Annotated in this window: 14 protein-coding genes and 1 riboswitch; of the genes, 6 read left to right on the top strand and 8 right to left on the bottom strand. The window is 55.4% G+C overall.

The genetic code is table 11. The features are described from left to right. Positions 1 to 478 precede the first annotated feature (478 nt). Complete coding sequence (gene purH, locus QSK07_RS22470) at positions 479 to 2,068, top strand: bifunctional phosphoribosylaminoimidazolecarboxamide formyltransferase/IMP cyclohydrolase (protein WP_285723263.1); 1,590 nt, start codon at positions 479 to 481, stop codon at positions 2,066 to 2,068. Positions 2,069 to 2,087: 19 nt separating this feature from the next. Beyond that, complete coding sequence (gene purD / locus QSK07_RS22465; protein WP_285723262.1) at positions 2,088 to 3,368, top strand: phosphoribosylamine--glycine ligase; 1,281 nt, start codon at positions 2,088 to 2,090, stop codon at positions 3,366 to 3,368. Between the two features lie 32 nt (positions 3,369 to 3,400). Here the strand turns inward: purD and QSK07_RS22460 are convergent, their stop codons facing one another. From QSK07_RS22460 to nudC, 6 genes are all read right to left on the bottom strand, one after another. Next, positions 3,401 to 4,063, bottom strand: a complete 663-nt coding sequence (locus tag QSK07_RS22460; protein ID WP_285723261.1) for a DUF1481 domain-containing protein — start codon at positions 4,061 to 4,063, stop codon at positions 3,401 to 3,403. 71 nt (positions 4,064 to 4,134) lie between these two features. Next, positions 4,135 to 4,407 (bottom strand): nucleoid-associated protein HU-alpha, encoded by a 273-nt coding sequence (gene hupA, locus QSK07_RS22455; RefSeq protein ID WP_003850136.1) that lies wholly within the window; start codon positions 4,405 to 4,407, stop codon positions 4,135 to 4,137. Between the two features lie 188 nt (positions 4,408 to 4,595). Next, positions 4,596 to 5,186: a YjaG family protein gene (locus QSK07_RS22450; RefSeq protein ID WP_013359744.1), complete on the bottom strand. Its 591-nt coding sequence runs from the start codon at positions 5,184 to 5,186 to the stop codon at positions 4,596 to 4,598. Positions 5,187 to 5,249: 63 nt separating this feature from the next. Further along, a complete protein-coding gene (gene nfi, locus QSK07_RS22445) occupies positions 5,250 to 5,918 on the bottom strand; it encodes a deoxyribonuclease V (RefSeq protein ID WP_098051818.1) in 669 nt (222 codons plus the stop codon). Positions 5,919 to 5,920: 2 nt separating this feature from the next. Beyond that, positions 5,921 to 6,988 (bottom strand): uroporphyrinogen decarboxylase, encoded by a 1,068-nt coding sequence (gene hemE / locus QSK07_RS22440; protein WP_013359742.1) that lies wholly within the window; start codon positions 6,986 to 6,988, stop codon positions 5,921 to 5,923. Between the two features lie 40 nt (positions 6,989 to 7,028). Continuing rightward, positions 7,029 to 7,799: an NAD(+) diphosphatase gene (nudC, locus tag QSK07_RS22435; protein ID WP_285723260.1), complete on the bottom strand. Its 771-nt coding sequence runs from the start codon at positions 7,797 to 7,799 to the stop codon at positions 7,029 to 7,031. 89 nt (positions 7,800 to 7,888) lie between these two features. On the opposite strand from nudC, the gene rsd reads away from it, so the two are divergent. The 3 genes from rsd to thiE all read left to right on the top strand — a co-directional run bounded on the left by rsd (position 7,889) and on the right by thiE (position 11,287). Further along, positions 7,889 to 8,395 carry a sigma D regulator gene (gene rsd / locus QSK07_RS22430; RefSeq protein WP_275223008.1) on the top strand — a complete coding sequence of 169 codons (507 nt, stop codon included), beginning with the start codon at positions 7,889 to 7,891 and terminating at the stop codon, positions 8,393 to 8,395. A gap of 152 nt (positions 8,396 to 8,547) precedes the next feature. Then, positions 8,548 to 8,648, top strand: a riboswitch (TPP riboswitch). An 87-nt stretch (positions 8,649 to 8,735) separates the two neighbouring features. Beyond that, positions 8,736 to 10,658 (top strand): phosphomethylpyrimidine synthase ThiC, encoded by a 1,923-nt coding sequence (gene thiC, locus QSK07_RS22425; protein WP_285723258.1) that lies wholly within the window; start codon positions 8,736 to 8,738, stop codon positions 10,656 to 10,658. Between the two features lie 2 nt (positions 10,659 to 10,660). Further along, on the top strand, positions 10,661 to 11,287 hold the full coding sequence (gene thiE / locus QSK07_RS22420; protein WP_285723257.1) for a thiamine phosphate synthase: 627 nt from the start codon (positions 10,661 to 10,663) through the stop codon (positions 11,285 to 11,287). Between the two features lie 193 nt (positions 11,288 to 11,480). Here thiE and QSK07_RS22415 read toward each other — a convergent pair whose 3' ends face one another. Next, the gene (locus tag QSK07_RS22415; RefSeq protein ID WP_285723256.1) at positions 11,481 to 12,935 is read right to left on the bottom strand and encodes an aminotransferase-like domain-containing protein; all 1,455 of its coding nucleotides are present in this window, start codon (positions 12,933 to 12,935) and stop codon (positions 11,481 to 11,483) included. A gap of 174 nt (positions 12,936 to 13,109) precedes the next feature. Between QSK07_RS22415 and QSK07_RS22410 the strand changes: the two genes are divergently transcribed. Beyond that, positions 13,110 to 13,292 carry a DUF1127 domain-containing protein gene (locus tag QSK07_RS22410; protein ID WP_285723255.1) on the top strand — a complete coding sequence of 61 codons (183 nt, stop codon included), beginning with the start codon at positions 13,110 to 13,112 and terminating at the stop codon, positions 13,290 to 13,292. 56 nt (positions 13,293 to 13,348) lie between these two features. Here QSK07_RS22410 and rpoC read toward each other — a convergent pair whose 3' ends face one another. Then, positions 13,349 to 17,572 (bottom strand): DNA-directed RNA polymerase subunit beta', encoded by a 4,224-nt coding sequence (gene rpoC, locus QSK07_RS22405; RefSeq protein WP_098051823.1) that lies wholly within the window; start codon positions 17,570 to 17,572, stop codon positions 13,349 to 13,351. Positions 17,573 to 17,586 lie beyond the last annotated feature (14 nt).

Below are 17,586 nucleotides of genomic sequence, written 5' to 3'. Positions count from 1 at the left end.
ATTGTTAAAGAGCAGTGCGAACAGTGCGTTAGCGTCCTGTCGCGAGGTGGCGTATATTACGCTTTCCTCCTGCAGAGTCAACCTCTATTTCAGAAGTTTTTCTCCGGCGGCGCAGTCTCCTGTGCCTCTCAACCCGTTTCCCGTTGCCGGTGTGCCGTGTTGATGGATGCGCATTATAGGGAGTTCGCGCAGAGGCGCAACCCATAAAATGCATAAAAAAGCGCGTTCGCTGCATTCCACAGCAAAAGCCGCTGTTATACGCAGTTACGCACAATGTTATCCACACGGAGCGGGCTAATCGAATTTAGGCGAGCATCACGCAAACGTTTTCGCTACAATGCCGGGCAATATTCCGGACCCCCTTATCGGGGCGTTACCTGAGGTTTTTGATCTTTTCTTCTTATATAGAAGAGAAAACTGCGATAAACCTGATGTAACGCTCTTATATACGCGAAACAAAGCCAAGGGATAAACCACCATGCAACAACCTCGTCCTGTACGCCGCGCATTGCTCAGTGTCTCTGACAAAGCCGGTATCCTCGAATTTGCTCAGGCGCTCTCCCATCGCGGTGTCGAACTGCTCTCCACAGGTGGAACCGCTCGCCTGCTGGCGGATGCGGGCCTGGCTGTCACCGAAGTCTCTGATTACACCGGTTTCCCGGAAATGATGGATGGACGCGTCAAAACCCTGCATCCGAAAGTGCATGGCGGCATTTTAGGTCGTCGCGGCCAGGATGATGCCATCATGGCACAGCACGACATCAGCCCAATCGACATGGTGGTCGTTAACCTCTATCCCTTTGCACAGACGGTCGCCCGTGAAGGATGTTCACTGGAAGATGCGGTGGAAAACATCGATATCGGTGGCCCGACCATGGTGCGCTCTGCTGCCAAGAACCATAAAGATGTCGCCATTGTGGTCAGCAGCGGCGACTACGACGCCATCATTGCTGAAATGGACGTTCACGAGAACGCGCTGACGCTTGAGACCCGTTTCGATCTGGCAATCAAAGCGTTCGAACACACCGCCGCCTATGACAGCATGATCGCTAACTACTTCGGTACCCTGGTGCCTGCCTATCACGGTGAACGCAACCAGCCCGCCGGCCGTTTCCCACGGACGCTGAATCTGAACTTCATCAAGAAGCAGGATATGCGTTACGGCGAGAACAGCCATCAGGATGCTGCCTTCTATATAGAAGAGAATATCACTGAAGCCTCAGTAGCGACCGCGCAGCAGGTTCAGGGTAAAGCGCTCTCCTATAACAATATTGCAGACACAGATGCGGCACTGGAGTGTGTGAAAGAGTTCAGTGAACCTGCGTGCGTCATCGTTAAGCATGCCAACCCTTGTGGTGTCGCAACCGGTGACGATCTGCTGGCAGCCTACGAGCGTGCTTACCAGACCGACCCCACTTCCGCGTTTGGCGGCATCATTGCCTTTAACCGCGAGCTGGATGAAGCAACGGCGCAGGCCATTATCAGCCGACAGTTTGTTGAGGTGATCATCGCGCCCGCCGTTTCCGAAGCCGCGCTGAAAATTACCGCTGCGAAGCAAAATGTCCGTGTCCTGATCTGCGGCCAGTGGCAAAACCGTACCGACGCGCTGGATTTCAAACGCGTCAACGGCGGCCTGCTGGTCCAGGATCGCGATCTTGGCATGGTGGAAGCCAGCCAGCTGCGTGTCGTCAGCAAGCGCCAGCCAACCGGGCAGGAACTGCGCGATGCACTGTTCTGCTGGAAAGTCGCGAAGTTCGTTAAGTCCAATGCCATTGTGTATGCACGCGACAACATGACTATCGGCATTGGTGCGGGTCAGATGAGCCGCGTTTACTCCGCAAAAATTGCAGGTATTAAAGCAGCCGATGAAGGTCTGGAAGTGAAAGGCTCAGCCATGGCGTCAGATGCCTTCTTCCCGTTCCGCGACGGTATTGATGCTGCCGCCGCGGCAGGCGTGAGCTGCGTTATCCAGCCAGGCGGCTCCATCCGCGATGAAGAAGTGATTGCGGCTGCGGATGAGCATGGCATTGCGATGATCTTCACCGACATGCGTCACTTCCGCCATTAATCGATTCGGAGAGTAACAGATGAAAATTTTAGTAATCGGCAACGGCGGACGTGAACATGCTCTGGCCTGGAAAGCGGCCCAGTCACCACTGGCGGAAACCGTATTTGTCGCGCCGGGTAATGCGGGCACGGCATTAGAGCCTGCGCTGCAGAATGTCGCAATCGGAGCCACCGACATCCCTGCTCTGCTTGAGTTTGCAAAGCGTGAAAAGATCGATCTGACGATTGTCGGACCGGAAGCGCCGCTGGTGATCGGCGTCGTCGATGCCTTCCGTGAAGCGGGGCTGGCTATCTTTGGTCCGACGCAGGCCGCGGCACAGCTGGAAGGCTCTAAAGCCTTTACAAAAGATTTCCTGGCGCGTCACCAGATCCCCAGCGCAGCGTATCAGAACTTTACCGACGTTGAGCCTGCTCTTGCGTATCTGCGTGAGAAAGGCGCGCCCATCGTTATCAAAGCCGACGGCCTGGCCGCAGGTAAAGGCGTCATTGTCGCGATGACGCGGCAGGAAGCTGAAGATGCGGTTCAGGATATGCTGGCCGGTAACGCCTTTGGCGATGCCGGACACCGTATTGTAATTGAAGAGTTTCTGGATGGCGAAGAAGCCAGCTTCATCGTGATGGTGGACGGCGAGAATGTGCTGCCCATGGCCACCAGCCAGGATCATAAACGTGTCGGCGATGGCGATACCGGTCCGAACACCGGTGGCATGGGCGCTTACTCACCGGCACCAGTGGTCACCGATGAGATCCACCAGCGCATCATGGATCAGGTTATCTGGCCGACCGTGCGTGGCATGGCCGCTGAAGGTAATGTCTACACCGGTTTTCTCTATGCCGGCCTGATGATCGATCACACCGGGCAGCCGAAAGTGATCGAATTCAACTGCCGCTTCGGCGATCCGGAAACACAGCCGATCATGCTGCGCCTGCAGTCGGATCTGGTCGATCTTTGCCTGGCTGCCTGCGACGGCAAGCTGGATCAGAAAACGTCACACTGGGATCCCCGTCCTGCGCTGGGTGTGGTACTGGCGGCCGGCGGTTATCCGGGTGATTATGCTCAGAGCGATCAGATTCATGGGCTGCCACTGGAAGAAGTGGCTGACGGCAAGGTATTCCACGCCGGAACACGTCTGGAAGAGGATCGGGTACTGACGAACGGTGGCCGCGTGCTGTGCGTCACCGCGCTGGGTGACGATGTCGCTGCGGCACAAAAGCGGGCTTACGAGCTGACAAAGCCGATCTCCTGGCAGGGCAGCTTCTGTCGCCGCGATATCGGCTATCGCGCTATTAATCGCAAATAAGCAAAGGGGGCACAGGGTGCCCCCTTTTCAATTCACATATCGTCTTCTGTCGGCTGCTGTGAGCAGTCATCCTGCTGGCTGACCCGCAACAACTGTATCCCTTCAGGCGCTTCAAGCCATGACACCATCAGCGGTGCCGATGCGCTACGCTGCTGCTGTGCCAGTATCTGCAGATCGTCAGCATCAAAAGCGGGTCTGACCTGCTGGCCTTCACAACTCTCCAGCACATTATTTCCCAGCCAGTGCCCCTGTTTCAGAAACACCTGACCGCTTAACAGCGCATCGCTGAGGTTACGCATGCGCTGAGCATCAAACTTATAGAGTTCAATCGAATCCGGGCTGACCGCTTCACGCCGGCCTGCAAGCTGGCGCTGCATAAAGTTGAGACCACCCGCCTGGTCGAAGCGCAGGGTTACATCGTCAGTTTGTTTGCCCTTCACCTGACGCTGAATGCTGATCAATGACTCTTCCAGCCAGACATAGTCAGTCACTTCACCTTCCCCGCCACTGAACGGCGTATAGAGGGTGCGGATATGAACCGACTGATGGTCGCTATTTTTGCGCCAGATTCGCACAACACCACGATCGGCAAGATAGCCACTGGCAGAAAAGGGAGGAATGTCCGGAACAGAGCTGCAGCCGAAAAGAAACAGAGAGAGAAACAGAACAGATGAACGCGGTAACAGCGAAGTCATGATGGCTGGCCTCTTAAAAACAAAAGGGGCGAAACGCCCCCTGTTTAAAAGCTTAACCGCAGTGCGACGTCTTACTTAACGGCGTCTTTCAGCGCTTTACCAGACACGAATGCCGGTACGTTTGCTGCAGCGATTTTGATCTCTTTGCCAGTCTGCGGGTTACGACCGGTACGCTCAGCGCGGTGGTTCACTTTAAAAGTACCAAAACCAACCAGTTGTACAGCATCACCATCTTTCAGAGACTCAGTGATCGCAGCCAGAGTAGATTCCAGCGCTGCCTTTGCCTGGGTTTTAGACAGGTCAGCTTTTTCTGCGATCACATCAATCAGTTGAGTCTTGTTCATAAGTTATCCTTAAAGTGTATTTATCGCTTGCTAAGCAACGAGTGCGAGGGAAAAGCCATATTCTGGCACTCTTCTGCCTGCACGCACCGATAGCCACAATTTTCAGCCCCCCAAATGTAGACCAGACAGGGGGCCAATGTGAAGCCTTCAGGCGCGCTAATTCGGGCCTGAAGTCACGTTTTATCGCCTTACTGCTGGAAATTTATACCGATGTTGCTAATTCCCGCTTCACGCAGGTCAGATCGCAGACCTTTAATCAATTCAAGGTCGCGCTCTTCACACTCCGCCAGCAGACGGAAAATCTCCCACTGGAGGTCCCACTCATCGATGATAGCCGGGTTTTCACGCAGCTCTTCATCGGTCATTTCGCGTCCAGCCTGGGTCATCTCCAGCATAGCAACGGTAGTGATTGACGTCTCGCTGACTTCAATAGCATGCTCAAGCGTTTCGCCGCTCAGCTGCGCATGGACGACTTCGCTTAATGCCACACAGGCATCGATAGCCGGATAAACGCCGTAAACCTCAAATGCATCGCCATCCGGAATGGCGGCTTCGAGTTTTTCCAGCTGGCTGTCGAAGTTAATCTTCGCATCTTTGACCGTCAGGTTTTCCCAGATCAGATCAAGAATCCGGCGATAGAGTGCCGGATCGGCAAATTCAGTCTGCTCGCAGAATGCGCGATAGTTGGGATACATACGTTCGCACAGGCAGGCCATAAAAGTCAGGTGCTGCCAGCTTTCCAGCTTCGCCAGACGCAGATGAACGGGATTCTGTAACATAAAGGTGGCTCTTATTCGTTTCTCTGGCCGCAGTGTAACTGCAAAACCGCAGCACAAACAGTGTTAAAGCGCGTTTTGCCAGCGCTGGAAAGCGGTTCGGTTAGAGGCAACCGCATCGGCCCAGCGGGTGGGTTCCGGCAACCGGTAACCGCGCGTACAGTTTTCGACCCACTGCAGCGCCGTATTCAGGCTGACACGATGACCGGTGGCGACAAACAGCGGATTACAACGCAGCTTGCTGCGCCATACCCAGCCTATCTGCTCACCTTTGTCGATTAGCGGCTGACGGCTGCCAGGCTGCGCATCCAGATCGTCAAAACGCCCGCAGAGACGACTTTTCGCAACGCCAATCGTGGGCACATCGACCAGCAGGCCAAAATGCGATGCGACGCCCAGCCGTCTCGGATGCGAAATACCGTGTCCATCCACAAACAGCAGATCAGGCTTTTGCTCCAGCATCTGCCAGGCAGCCATCAGGGCCGGATATTCACGGAAGGAGAGAAAGCCCGGAATATAGGGCATGGTGGTCTCAACGCGCGCGATGCGATGCTCCACCAGCGTTAACGAAGGATATTCCAGTATCACCATCGCCGCCCGCGTGATGGTGCCGTCCTGCTCAAATCCAACGTCTGCCCCGCCAATAAAGCGGGGCGGCAGCACGTCAAAGTCATCTTCACGCACCACGTCAGCGGCGCGTTGTAACTGCTCAGCGCGCAGTGCGGCAATGTCCATGATTACTCCTGATGCCAGGGACGTGATAAACGATGCACAGCGTCAACAAAGACACCGGCATTTTCGGGCGGAACATCCTGATGAATGCCATGCCCCAGATTAAAGACGTGACCGGTGCCTGAGCCAAAACGCTCCAGAATACCGGCCACCTCCTGTTCGATACGTTCAGGTGCCGCATAAAGCATTGAGGGATCCATGTTGCCCTGCAGCGCAACTTTGTCGCCTACGCGACGGCGTGCATCATCAATATCGGTGGTCCAGTCAAGACCCAGCGCATCACAACCCGTGGCAGCCATCGCTTCCAGCCACTGTCCGCCGCCTTTGGTAAAGAGCGTCACCGGCACGCGGCGGCCGTCGTTTTCACGCAGCAGGCCATCGACAATCTTGTGCATGTAGTGCAGGGAGAATTCGCGATAGTCACGACCGGTCAGCACGCCGCCCCAGGTATCAAAGACCATGACGGACTGCGCGCCGGCGCGGATCTGAGCGTTGAGATAGAGAATGACGCTGTCTGCCAGCTTATCCAGCATCGCGTGCAGCGTCGCCGGATCGGCATACATCATCTTCTTAATTTTGGTAAACGCCTTGCTGCTGCCGCCTTCCACCATGTAGGTGGCCAGCGTCCACGGACTGCCGGAGAAGCCAATCAGCGGCAGATCGCCATTCAGGTTTTTACGGATGGTGCGAACCGCATTCATCACATAGCCCAGCTCCATTTCAGGATCGGGCACCGGCAAACGCTCAACGTCAGCGCGGCAGGTCACAGGGTTAGAGAAACGCGGGCCTTCGCCGGTTTCAAAGTAGAGACCCAGTCCCATCGCATCCGGAATGGTCAGGATGTCACTGAAGAGGATGGCGGCATCCAGCGGATAACGGCGTAGCGGCTGCAGGGTCACTTCACAGGCCAGCTCGGCGTTTTTACACAGCGACATAAAGTCACCCGCCTGGGCGCGTGTCGCTTTGTACTCCGGCAAATAGCGCCCGGCTTGTCGCATCATCCATACCGGCGTGACATCAACTGGCTGACGTAACAGGGCACGCAAATAACGATCGTTCTTCAGTTCACTCATCTCAACACTCTCTCAATAACAGGCGTGTAGTGTAGCACTTTCACGCTTCGGCGCGGCACAGGGCGACGGTATCTTCAATCAGGCGGCGTGCCACGGTGCCGGGCGGTGGCAGCAAAGGCAGCGCATCAAAACGGAACCAGGCGGCATCCAGCAGCTCTTTGCCGTCGTGTTGCAGATCGCCGCTGTCATACTCCGCCATAAAGGCGGTCATCAGCGATTGCGGGAAGGGCCACGGCTGGGAGGCCACATAACGGACGTTTTTGACACGGATATTGCTCTCTTCCATCACTTCCCGGGCAACGGCCTGCTCCAGCGTCTCGCCGACCTCCACAAAACCGGCCAGCACGGTGTAGACCTTGTTGCGATGGCGGGCATGATTCGCCAGCAGGATTTCATCGCCACGACGGATAGCCACAATGATGCAGGGCGCGATCTGCGGATAGTAACGCTCACGGCAATGGCTGCAGAGACAGGCAAATTCATGTTTGCTGTGGTGCATCTCATGGCCGCAATAGCCGCACCAGCGATGAGAACGGTAGAACTCCGCCAGCTGTACACCGCGACCCACCAGCTGAAACAGCTCCACATCCTGATCGATCAGCTGTCGCACGGAGAACATATCGGAAGAACGCGGCTCACAAATAAGCCAGACTTTTTCGCCCTGCCACTCACCAATGGTCCGGGCCTTGCTGCCGGTCAAACCAAATTTTTCGGCGTTTCCGTGGGGTAAATCACCCTGTGGCAACCAAAGTTTCTGTTCATGGCTGACAATCCACCATCCAGCGTCTACGCTTGAGATTTCGCATTGCATTTATTTCGTCATCCTTAGCGTCAACCCGCACGCTGAAGCCCTGATGTTAAGTGTGTAGATAAACAACTATAACTCACATGGAGTTAGATATGCTTAACCAGTTAGACGTCCTGGCTGAACGTGTAGGTGGCAGTAATGAACTGGTCGATTCGTGGCTTGAAGCACGCCGCCAGCTACTGGTGACCTATTATCACCTGGTCGGTCTTAAACCTAAAAAAGAGGCGCTGACGCGTCTTGACGAGCAGGCGCTCGACAACTTCTGTCACGGCCTGGTCGACTATCTTTCTGCCGGTCACTTCAGTATCTATGAGCGCGTAATCAGTGAAATGAGTGGCGACAGCCCGATGGTCGCTGCCGCGCAGATCTACCCTCCGCTGGAAGCGAATACTGAGCGTCTGATGCAACTGTATGACGGTCATCTGCAGCAGGCGATTGACGATGAAAACTGCATGACCTTCCAGCAGGCACTCTCTGAAGTGGGCGAAGTGCTGGAATCACGCTTTACGCTGGAAGATAAGCTGATCCAGCTGGCCTGGGATAACCAGCTTGCTACGCCGCCAGTGGCGAATGACAGCCATATCGCGCGTCCGGCTTGATGGTTAACAAGGGCATAGGACTTGAGATTATCCCGTAGCCCTTTTATGCTGAACAGGTTCTGAGGAGTACTCTCCAAAGAACCTTTTTTATTTTACCTTTGAAATGTAAGGTTTTTACGCCCGAGTCTGTTATCAGACACCCGCGTAAAAACTGCTTCTTGTCGGAGTGCCCAGTTGGGCTGAGACCGTTAATTCGGGATCCGCGGAACCTGACCAGGTTAGAACCTGCGTAGGGAACAAGAGTAAAAATTCTCTGTATGCCAGCATGCCTGTGCTGTCTATACGGTTACTCCTTCCGAACTCCGGACAAGCATCGTTCCCCCTTAACAGGAAGATTGCTATGTCTGACCCAAAAATGACCCGTCGTGAACAGCGTGCCCAGGCGCAGGAATTTATCGATTCCCTGCAAAGCGGCAGTGCTTTTCCGCAGTCCCGTCGCATCTGGATTACCGGCAGTCGGGAAGATATTCGCGTGCCGATGCGTGAAATCACCCTAAGCCCGACCCACATCGGCGGCAGCAAAGAACAGCCTCTCTATGAGCAAAATGAAGCGGTGCCGGTCTATGACACGGCGGGTGCTTATGGCGATCCCGCAGCGCAGATCGATGTGCATCGTGGTCTGGAAAAGCTGCGCGCTCGCTGGATTGCTGAGCGCGACGACAGTGAACTTCTCGAACAGAACAGCTCGGGCTATACCCAGCAGCGGCTGGCTGACGAGGGGCTGGATCATCTGCGCTTCGATCACCTTCCGACACCGCGCCGCGCCCGTGCAGGCCGCCGTGTCACACAACTGCACTATGCCCGTCAGGGCAGGATTACCCCGGAGATGGAGTTCATCGCCCTGCGGGAAAACATGGGCCGTGAGCGAATCCGCAGTGAGGTGCTGCTGCAACAGCATCCGGGGCACAGTTTTGGCGCGCATCTGCCCGCCGATATCACCCCCGAGTTTGTCCGTCAGGAGGTGGCTGCCGGACGCGCCATCATCCCTGCCAATATCAATCACCCGGAGTCGGAGCCGATGATCATTGGCCGCAACTTCCTGGTTAAGGTCAACGCCAATATCGGTAACTCGGCAGTCACCTCTTCTATCGAGGAAGAAGTGGAAAAGCTGGTCTGGTCGACCCGCTGGGGTGCCGATACGGTGATGGATCTCTCAACAGGCCGTTATATTCATGAAACGCGAGAATGGATTTTGCGAAACAGCCCGGTGCCCATCGGTACCGTGCCGATTTATCAGGCGCTGGAAAAAGTAAATGGCGTGGCTGAGGCGCTGAACTGGGAAATATTCCGCGATACGCTGCTGGAGCAGGCGGAACAGGGCGTCGATTACTTCACTATCCACGCGGGCGTGCTGCTGCGTTATGTTCCGATGACGGCTAAACGTCTCACCGGAATTGTATCGAGGGGTGGATCGATTATGGCCAAATGGTGCCTGTCGCATCATCAGGAGAGTTTCCTGTATCAGCACTTCCGCGAGATTTGTGAAATCTGCGCCGCTTACGATGTCTCCCTGTCGCTGGGCGATGGTCTGCGTCCGGGTTCGATTCAGGATGCCAACGATGAGGCGCAGTTTGCCGAACTGCGAACCTTGGGTGAACTGACGCGTATTGCCTGGGAATATGACGTTCAGGTGATGATTGAAGGTCCGGGTCACGTCCCGATGCATATGATCCGCCGCAATATGACCGAACAGCTCGACCTGTGCGATGAAGCCCCCTTCTACACGCTTGGCCCACTGACCACTGATATTGCGCCCGGCTACGACCACTTCACCTCGGGTATCGGTGCCGCCATGATTGGCTGGTTTGGTTGCGCCATGCTGTGCTACGTCACGCCCAAAGAGCATCTGGGTCTGCCGAACAAAGAGGATGTGAAGCAGGGATTGATCACCTACAAAATCGCGGCGCACGCTGCCGATCTGGCGAAAGGCCACCCCGGTGCGCAGATCCGTGATAACGCCATGTCCAAAGCGCGCTTTGAATTCCGCTGGGAAGATCAGTTTAACCTGGCGCTGGATCCCCATACGGCAAGGGCGATGCATGATGAAACCCTGCCGCAGGAGTCGGGCAAGGTGGCCCATTTCTGCTCAATGTGCGGCCCCAAATTCTGCTCAATGAAAATTTCCCAGGAGGTGCGCGAGTTTGCGGCACGCCAGGATGCCCGTGCCGAGCCGGTTGAAGTTGGCATGGCGCAGATGTCAGATCGTTTCCGCGTCCGCGGCGGTGAGCTCTATCACCCTGCCGATGCCATTAAGGAGGAGTAACGATGCCCGCATTTCCCGCTACCGCCCCGCGCCTGGGGCTTTATCCGGTGGTTGATAGCCCCGAGTGGATTGAACGCCTGCTGGAGATGGGCGTTCGCACGCTGCAGTTGCGCATCAAAGATCAGCCTGATGAGGTCGCCGAACCCGCCATTGCCCAGGCAATTGCGTTGGGCAAACGCTATGACGCGCGTCTGTTTATCAATGACTACTGGCAGCTGGCGATTAAGCATCAGGCTTATGGCGTACATCTGGGTCAGGAGGATCTGGATGTCGCCGATCTTGCCCGCATTCATCAGGCCGGGTTACGACTGGGACTCTCTACCCACGACGATGCGGAACTGGATCGCGCTCTGGCGATCCAGCCCTCTTACATCGCACTTGGGCATATTTTCCCGACGCAGACCAAAGAGATGCCTTCTGCACCGCAGGGCATTGCACAGCTGAAGCGGCACCTGACACGTCTGTCGCATATTCCCACCGTGGCGATTGGCGGTATCTCGCTTGCGCGCGCACCTGAGGTGCTGGCCACCGGCGTCGGCAGCATTGCGGTGGTAAGTGCGATTACTCAGGCAGATGACTGGCGTGCCGCAACGCGCACGCTTCTGGCGCTGGCAGGACCAGGCGATTAGGCATTTATGGAACCTGCCGCGCATGTTGGCTGCAAAATCAGTAACGCCAGCGTTATTACGGGAAAGTGCCGCGCAAAGATGCATGTTGCCGCTGGCGTACTGTGATCCAAAACCTTAACGTGGCATCCGTCAGGTTAAGGTTATCTGACCAGGGCCGGTTCCCTCCTCTTGCCGGCCCTGCTTCTTCTCTTCGTTACGTGAGCGTAGAGGCTGAAGCCAGGGTCTCATGCTGGCACGAGAGCATGGCGCGCTCGACGGCCGCACCCACCAGCGCCAGCGCCTGTTCCGTCTGATCGTTGAGCGGCAGCCCGTAGTTTAAGCGCAGACAGTTACGGTATTTCCCCGACGCTGAAAACAGTGAGCCTACAGCAATCTGAATTTTTGACTCGCGCAGTTCGCGGTTAAGCCGGACCGCATCAAACGCTTCGGGAAGTTCTATCCACATCAGAAAACCGCCCTGAGGACGGGAAACGCAGATGCCGCAGGGAAAATAGTGGCGTACCCAGCAGCTAAAGGTTTCATAGTTGCGATGGTAGAGTTGCCGCATCCGGCGCAAATGAGGCTGATAATGGCCCTGACGGATAAACTCGGAAACCGCATGCTGAGGCTGTGTGGCGGTGGAGCCGGTGACGATATATTTCATATGCAGCACGCGATCGCGATAGCGGCCTGGTGCAACCCAGCCAACACGCAAACCTGGCGCCAGCGTTTTCGAAAAGGAGCTGCACAGCAGCACCCGGCCATCGAGATCCAGCGCTTTAATGGTGGGTGGACGCGGATATTCCCAGGCTAACTCTCCATAGACATCATCTTCAATCACTGCTGCGTCAAACTGCTGCGCCAGCGCCAGTAAAGCCCGCTTACGCGGCTCAGGCATGATAAATCCCAGCGGATTATTGCAGTTTGGCACGACAACGACGGCTTTGATCGGCCATTGATCAAAGGCCAGCTCCAGCGCTTCGAGACTGATGCCGGTGACTGCATCGGTCGGAATTTCGATGGCACGAATGCCAAAGCCGCGCAGGGTTTGCATAATGCCGTGAAACGACGGTGATTCAACAGCAATGATATCGCCCGGCTCACCGACCGCGCGTACGGCGACCGATAACGCTTCATGGCAGCCGGTCGTAATGACAATATCATCGGCGGTGAGCTGGCAGCCGCTGTCTATCGCCAGCCGTGCAACCTGTTGCCGCAAAGCGAGGACACCATAGAGGTTGTCATAATTCAGCAGCGCCATCTCCTGCTTCTGCGCCTGGCGGCTGAACGCTTTCCACAGTGGCTTAAGCGTCGGCTGGGTCAAATCGGGCATACCGCTGCCGAGCTGCAACACATCATCTTCCAGACGGCTGTTAATCAGTTCCAGCACCGCATCCCACTGTGTCACCTCAACCGGCCGCTGTGCGGGACGGGTCAGCGCAGGGATCGGCGGCGTTGCTTTGCGTGACGCCACAAAATAGCCGGAGCGCGACTGCGGCGTAATCATCTGCTTCTCTTCCAGCAGATGATAAGCCTGCTGCACGGTACTGATACTGACGCCATGCTCGGTACTCAGACTGCGTACTGAAGGCAGGCGCTCACCGCTGCGATATAAGCCCTGTTCAATGCGCTGAGCCAGCAGCGTAGCCAGATGTTCATAGCGGGTCATTGTATCTCCACAGGCTCAGAAGCTGAGCAGTAACCAGTACAGTTCCGTCTCTTTTTTACCATTCAGATCGTCATGACGGCAATCTGTATGTTAAATAAAAGTGATTTTTGCATCTGTATCATACAAAGCGATCCACTGAAAATGGTCCTCAGACACTTAACTGAGGGCACCATCATGGGATATGACGAGAATTGCGCAGCTAAACCGTTTGCAGGCACGCCTTACCACCTGGTTCGTTATCTGTGGCGCAGTTACAAATGCTGGCAGCTGCGGCGTGAGACGCGCCTCATCCTGTCGAAGTTAAGCGACAGTCAGCTGAAAGATATTGGTATCAGCCGCAGTGACTGGAATGGCTGAATCTGAGACAAAAAAAAAACCCTGCCGAGGCAGGGTTTTTGTCAGGCAAAGGACGATTAATCGTCTTTGTTACCGCCGAGACCGGCGTTCAACAGTTCAGCCAGGCTGGCTGAGGCTTCATCCGCAGTCACCTGCGGTGCAACCGGAACTTCACCTGCCGCTTTGCGGCGCATACGATCCTGATGGTACGCATAACCGGTACCGGCCGGGATCAGACGACCCACGATCACGTTCTCTTTCAGGCCGCGCAGTTCGTCACGCTTGCCTGCTACTGCGGCTTCGGTCAGGACACGTGTGGTCTCCTGGAACGATGCGGCAGAGATGAACGATTCGGTAGCCAGTGACGCTTTGGTAATACCCAGCAGGTCACGTACGAAGGTTGCGCCAACTTTTCCGTTCGCTTCCAGATCACGGTTAGAGATCTTGATGCGAGAGAATTCAGCCTGCTCACCTTCCAGGAAGTCTGCACTTCCTGCGCTCACGATGGTTGCTTTACGCAGCATCTGACGAACGATGACTTCGATGTGCTTATCGTTAATCTTAACGCCCTGCAGGCGGTAAACTTCCTGCACTTCGTTAGTGATGTAACGGGTCACCGCATGCACGCCACGCAAGCGCAGGATGTCATGTGGAGACTCTGGGCCATCGGAAACCACGTCACCGCGCTCAACACGTTCACCTTCGAACACGTTCAGCTGACGCCATTTCGGGATCATCTCTTCATATGGCTCACTGCCATCCAGCGGAGTAATGACCAGACGACGCTTACCTTTAGTCTCTTTACCGAAGGAGATGATGCCGCTGATCTCCGCCAGAATAGCGGGCTCTTTCGGACGACGCGCTTCGAACAGGTCAGCAACACGTGGCAGACCACCGGTAATATCCTTGGTACCGCCAGATTCCTGCGGAACACGCGCTAACGTATCACCGGCACTGATCTTAACGCCATCTTCCAGCTGAACAATCGCTTTACCTGGCAGGAAGTACTGAGCCGGCATGTCGGTGCCCGGGATCAAGACGTCGTTGCCGTTGGCATCAACAATTTTCAGCGCAGGACGCAGATCTTTACCGCCTGACGTACGTTCAGCACTGTCCAGCACCACCAGCGAAGAAAGACCGGTCAAGTCATCTGTCTGACGGGTAATCGTCTGGCCATCAACCATATCCGTGAAGCGAATGAAACCGCCCACTTCGGTGATGACTGGCATGGTATGCGGATCCCAGTTTGCGACGGTTTCGCCCGCTGCAACCTGCTCACCATCACCTTTCGCCATGGTAGAACCGTAAGGAACTTTATAGCTCTCTTTGGTACGACCAAATTCGTCGATCATTTTCAGTTCAACGTTACGCGAGGTGATCACCAGCTTGCCTGCCGAGTTCGTTACCGACTTGGCGTTGGTCAGCTTGATGGTACCTTTGTTCTTCACCTGAATGCTGGATTCAGCAGCCGCACGTGATGCCGCACCACCGATGTGGAACGTACGCATCGTCAGCTGTGTACCTGGCTCACCGATGGACTGTGCCGCGATAACACCGATCGCTTCACCTTTATTGATGATGTGACCACGTGCCAGGTCGCGACCGTAGCAATGCGCACACACACCAAAGTCGGTTTCACAACCTACTACCGAGCGGACTTTCAGGCTGTCGACTGAGTTCAGTTCCAGCACGTCACACCAGTGCTCATCGAGCAGCGTGTTGCGTGGGACCAGAATATCAGCCGTACCCGGCTTCAGAACGTCTTCAGCAGTCACACGACCCAGTACACGTTCACGCAGTGGCTCTTTAACGTCGCCACCTTCGATGACAGGCGTCATCATGATGCCTTCGTGTGTACCACAGTCATCTTCGGTAACCACCAGATCCTGAGCAACGTCAACCAGACGACGCGTCAGATAACCGGAGTTCGCTGTTTTCAGTGCGGTATCCGCAAGACCTTTACGTGCACCGTGGGTTGAGATGAAGTACTGGAGTACGTTCAACCCTTCACGGAAGTTCGCCGTGATTGGTGTTTCGATGATGGAGCCATCTGGCTTCGCCATCAGACCACGCATACCGGCCAGCTGACGAATCTGTGCAGCAGAACCACGCGCACCGGAGTCAGCCATCATAAAGATGCTGTTAAAGGAAACCTGGCGCTCTTCTTCGCCGTCACGGTTAATGACGACTTCGGTAGAGAGGTTTTCCATCATCGCCTTGGCAACACGTTCGTTGGCTGCGGCCCAGATATCGATGACTTTGTTATAACGTTCGCCTGCGGTTACCAGACCAGACTGGAACTGCTCCTGGATCTCAGCCACTTCCGCTTCCGCTTCGGTGATGATTTCCACTTTCTTCTCTGGAATAACCATGTCGTCGATGCCGACTGACGCGCCTGAACGGGCGGCGTAAGCGAAACCGGTGTACATGGTCTGGTCAGCAAAGATAACGGTCGGCTTCAGGCCCAGAATGCGGTAACAGGTGTTCAGCATTTTGGAGATAGCTTTTTTGCCCAGCGCCTGGTTAACGATGGAGAAAGGCAGACCTTTTGGCACGATCATCCACAGGATGGCACGGCCAATCGTGGTATCGATGATGCTGGTTTTAGCAACCCACTCATCCTGCTCATTCTTCTCGTGTTCGGTGATACGCACCTTAACGCGAGCATGCAGAGAGGCGAGGCCGGCGCGATAAATACGCTCAGCTTCTTTCGGGCCAGTCAGCACCATGCCTTCGCCTTTGGCGTTAACACAGTCACGGGTCATGTAATACAGACCCAGTACAACGTCCTGAGATGGAACGATGATTGGCTCGCCGTTCGCAGGTGACAGGATGTTGTTGGTCGACATCATCAGCGCACGCGCTTCCAGCTGGGCTTCCAGCGTCAGCGGTACGTGAACAGCCATCTGGTCACCATCGAAGTCGGCGTTATAAGCCGCACAAACCAGCGGGTGCAGCTGGATCGCTTTACCTTCGATCAGAACCGGTTCAAAGGCCTGAATACCCAGACGGTGCAGCGTAGGTGCACGGTTCAGCAGAACCGGGTGCTCACGGATCACTTCGTCGAGGATATCCCAGACAACCGCTTCTTCGCGTTCAACCATTTTCTTCGCGGCTTTGATGGTGGTGGCCAGGCCACGCAGTTCCAGCTTGCCGTAAATGAACGGTTTGAACAGTTCGAGTGCCATTTTCTTCGGCAGACCGCACTGATGCAGACGCAGGTATGGACCAACGGTGATAACCGAACGACCAGAATAGTCGACACGTTTACCCAGCAGGTTCTGACGGAAACGACCCTGCTTACCTTTGATCATGTCAGCCAGCGATTTCAGCGGACGCTTGTTAGAACCGGTGATCGCACGACCGCGACGACCGTTGTCCAGCAGTGCATCGACCGCTTCCTGCAACATACGCTTTTCGTTGCGCACGATGATGTCTGGCGCAGCCAGATCCAGCAGGCGCTTCAGACGGTTGTTACGGTTGATCACGCGACGATACAGATCGTTCAGATCCGACGTAGCGAAACGACCACCATCCAGCGGTACCAGCGGACGCAGATCCGGTGGCAGAACAGGCAGCACGGTCAGGATCATCCACTCTGGCTTGTTGCCAGACTGGACGAACGCTTCCAGCAGCTTGATGCGCTTGGTCAGTTTTTTACGTTTGGTTTCAGAGTTAGTTTCGTTCAGCTCTTCACGCAGCTGCTCGCACTCCTGCTCCAGATCCATGTTTTTCAACAGGGCCTGGATCGCTTCGGCGCCCATTTTGGCGTCGAACTCGTCACCGAACTCTTCCAGAGCGTCAAGGTACTGCTCTTCAGTCAGGATCTGACGCTTCTCGAGGTTGGTCATGCCACCTTCGATTACCACGTAAGATTCAAAGTAGAGCACGCGCTCGATGTCACGCAGTGGCATATCCAGCAGTAAGCCGATACGCGATGGCAGTGACTTCAGGAACCAGATGTGCGCAGTCGGCGACGCCAGTTCGATGTGGCCCATACGCTCACGGCGTACTTTAGTCTGGGTCACTTCAACGCCGCACTTCTCACAAATCACACCACGGTGTTTGAGGCGCTTATACTTGCCGCACAGGCACTCATAGTCTTTTACCGGCCCGAAGATACGGGCACAGAACAGACCATCGCGCTCTGGCTTAAACGTACGGTAGTTAATGGTTTCTGGCTTTTTCACTTCACCAAAAGACCAGGAACGGATCATGTCTGGCGAAGCCAGCGCAATTTTGATCGCATCAAACTCTTCGGTCTTAGTTTGCGCTTTCAGAAACTTAAGTAAGTCTTTCACGGATTAGCTCCCGT

The sequence above is a fragment of the Pantoea sp. QMID4 genome, assembly GCF_030270445.1.
Taxonomy (GTDB): domain Bacteria; phylum Pseudomonadota; class Gammaproteobacteria; order Enterobacterales; family Enterobacteriaceae; genus Pantoea; species Pantoea vagans.
This window is presented reverse-complemented; position numbering and strand designations above follow the sequence as displayed.

What these genes read in the sequence shown, in the direction of transcription:
- hupA (WP_003850136.1), bottom strand. Translation starts at nt 4,407, where the DNA reads ATGAACAAGACTCAACTGATTGATGTGATCGCAGAAAAAGCTGACCTG.
- thiE (WP_285723257.1), top strand. Translation starts at nt 10,661, where the DNA reads ATGCCCGCATTTCCCGCTACCGCCCCGCGCCTGGGGCTTTATCCGGTG.
- hemE (WP_013359742.1), bottom strand. Translation starts at nt 6,988, where the DNA reads ATGAGTGAACTGAAGAACGATCGTTATTTGCGTGCCCTGTTACGTCAG.
- nudC (WP_285723260.1), bottom strand. Translation starts at nt 7,799, where the DNA reads ATGCAATGCGAAATCTCAAGCGTAGACGCTGGATGGTGGATTGTCAGC.
- purH (WP_285723263.1), top strand. Translation starts at nt 479, where the DNA reads ATGCAACAACCTCGTCCTGTACGCCGCGCATTGCTCAGTGTCTCTGAC.
- thiC (WP_285723258.1), top strand. Translation starts at nt 8,736, where the DNA reads ATGTCTGACCCAAAAATGACCCGTCGTGAACAGCGTGCCCAGGCGCAG.
- QSK07_RS22410 (WP_285723255.1), top strand. Translation starts at nt 13,110, where the DNA reads ATGGGATATGACGAGAATTGCGCAGCTAAACCGTTTGCAGGCACGCCT.
- nfi (WP_098051818.1), bottom strand. Translation starts at nt 5,918, where the DNA reads ATGGACATTGCCGCACTGCGCGCTGAGCAGTTACAACGCGCCGCTGAC.
- QSK07_RS22415 (WP_285723256.1), bottom strand. Translation starts at nt 12,935, where the DNA reads ATGACCCGCTATGAACATCTGGCTACGCTGCTGGCTCAGCGCATTGAA.
- rsd (WP_275223008.1), top strand. Translation starts at nt 7,889, where the DNA reads ATGCTTAACCAGTTAGACGTCCTGGCTGAACGTGTAGGTGGCAGTAAT.
- purD (WP_285723262.1), top strand. Translation starts at nt 2,088, where the DNA reads ATGAAAATTTTAGTAATCGGCAACGGCGGACGTGAACATGCTCTGGCC.
- QSK07_RS22450 (WP_013359744.1), bottom strand. Translation starts at nt 5,186, where the DNA reads ATGTTACAGAATCCCGTTCATCTGCGTCTGGCGAAGCTGGAAAGCTGG.
- QSK07_RS22460 (WP_285723261.1), bottom strand. Translation starts at nt 4,063, where the DNA reads ATGACTTCGCTGTTACCGCGTTCATCTGTTCTGTTTCTCTCTCTGTTT.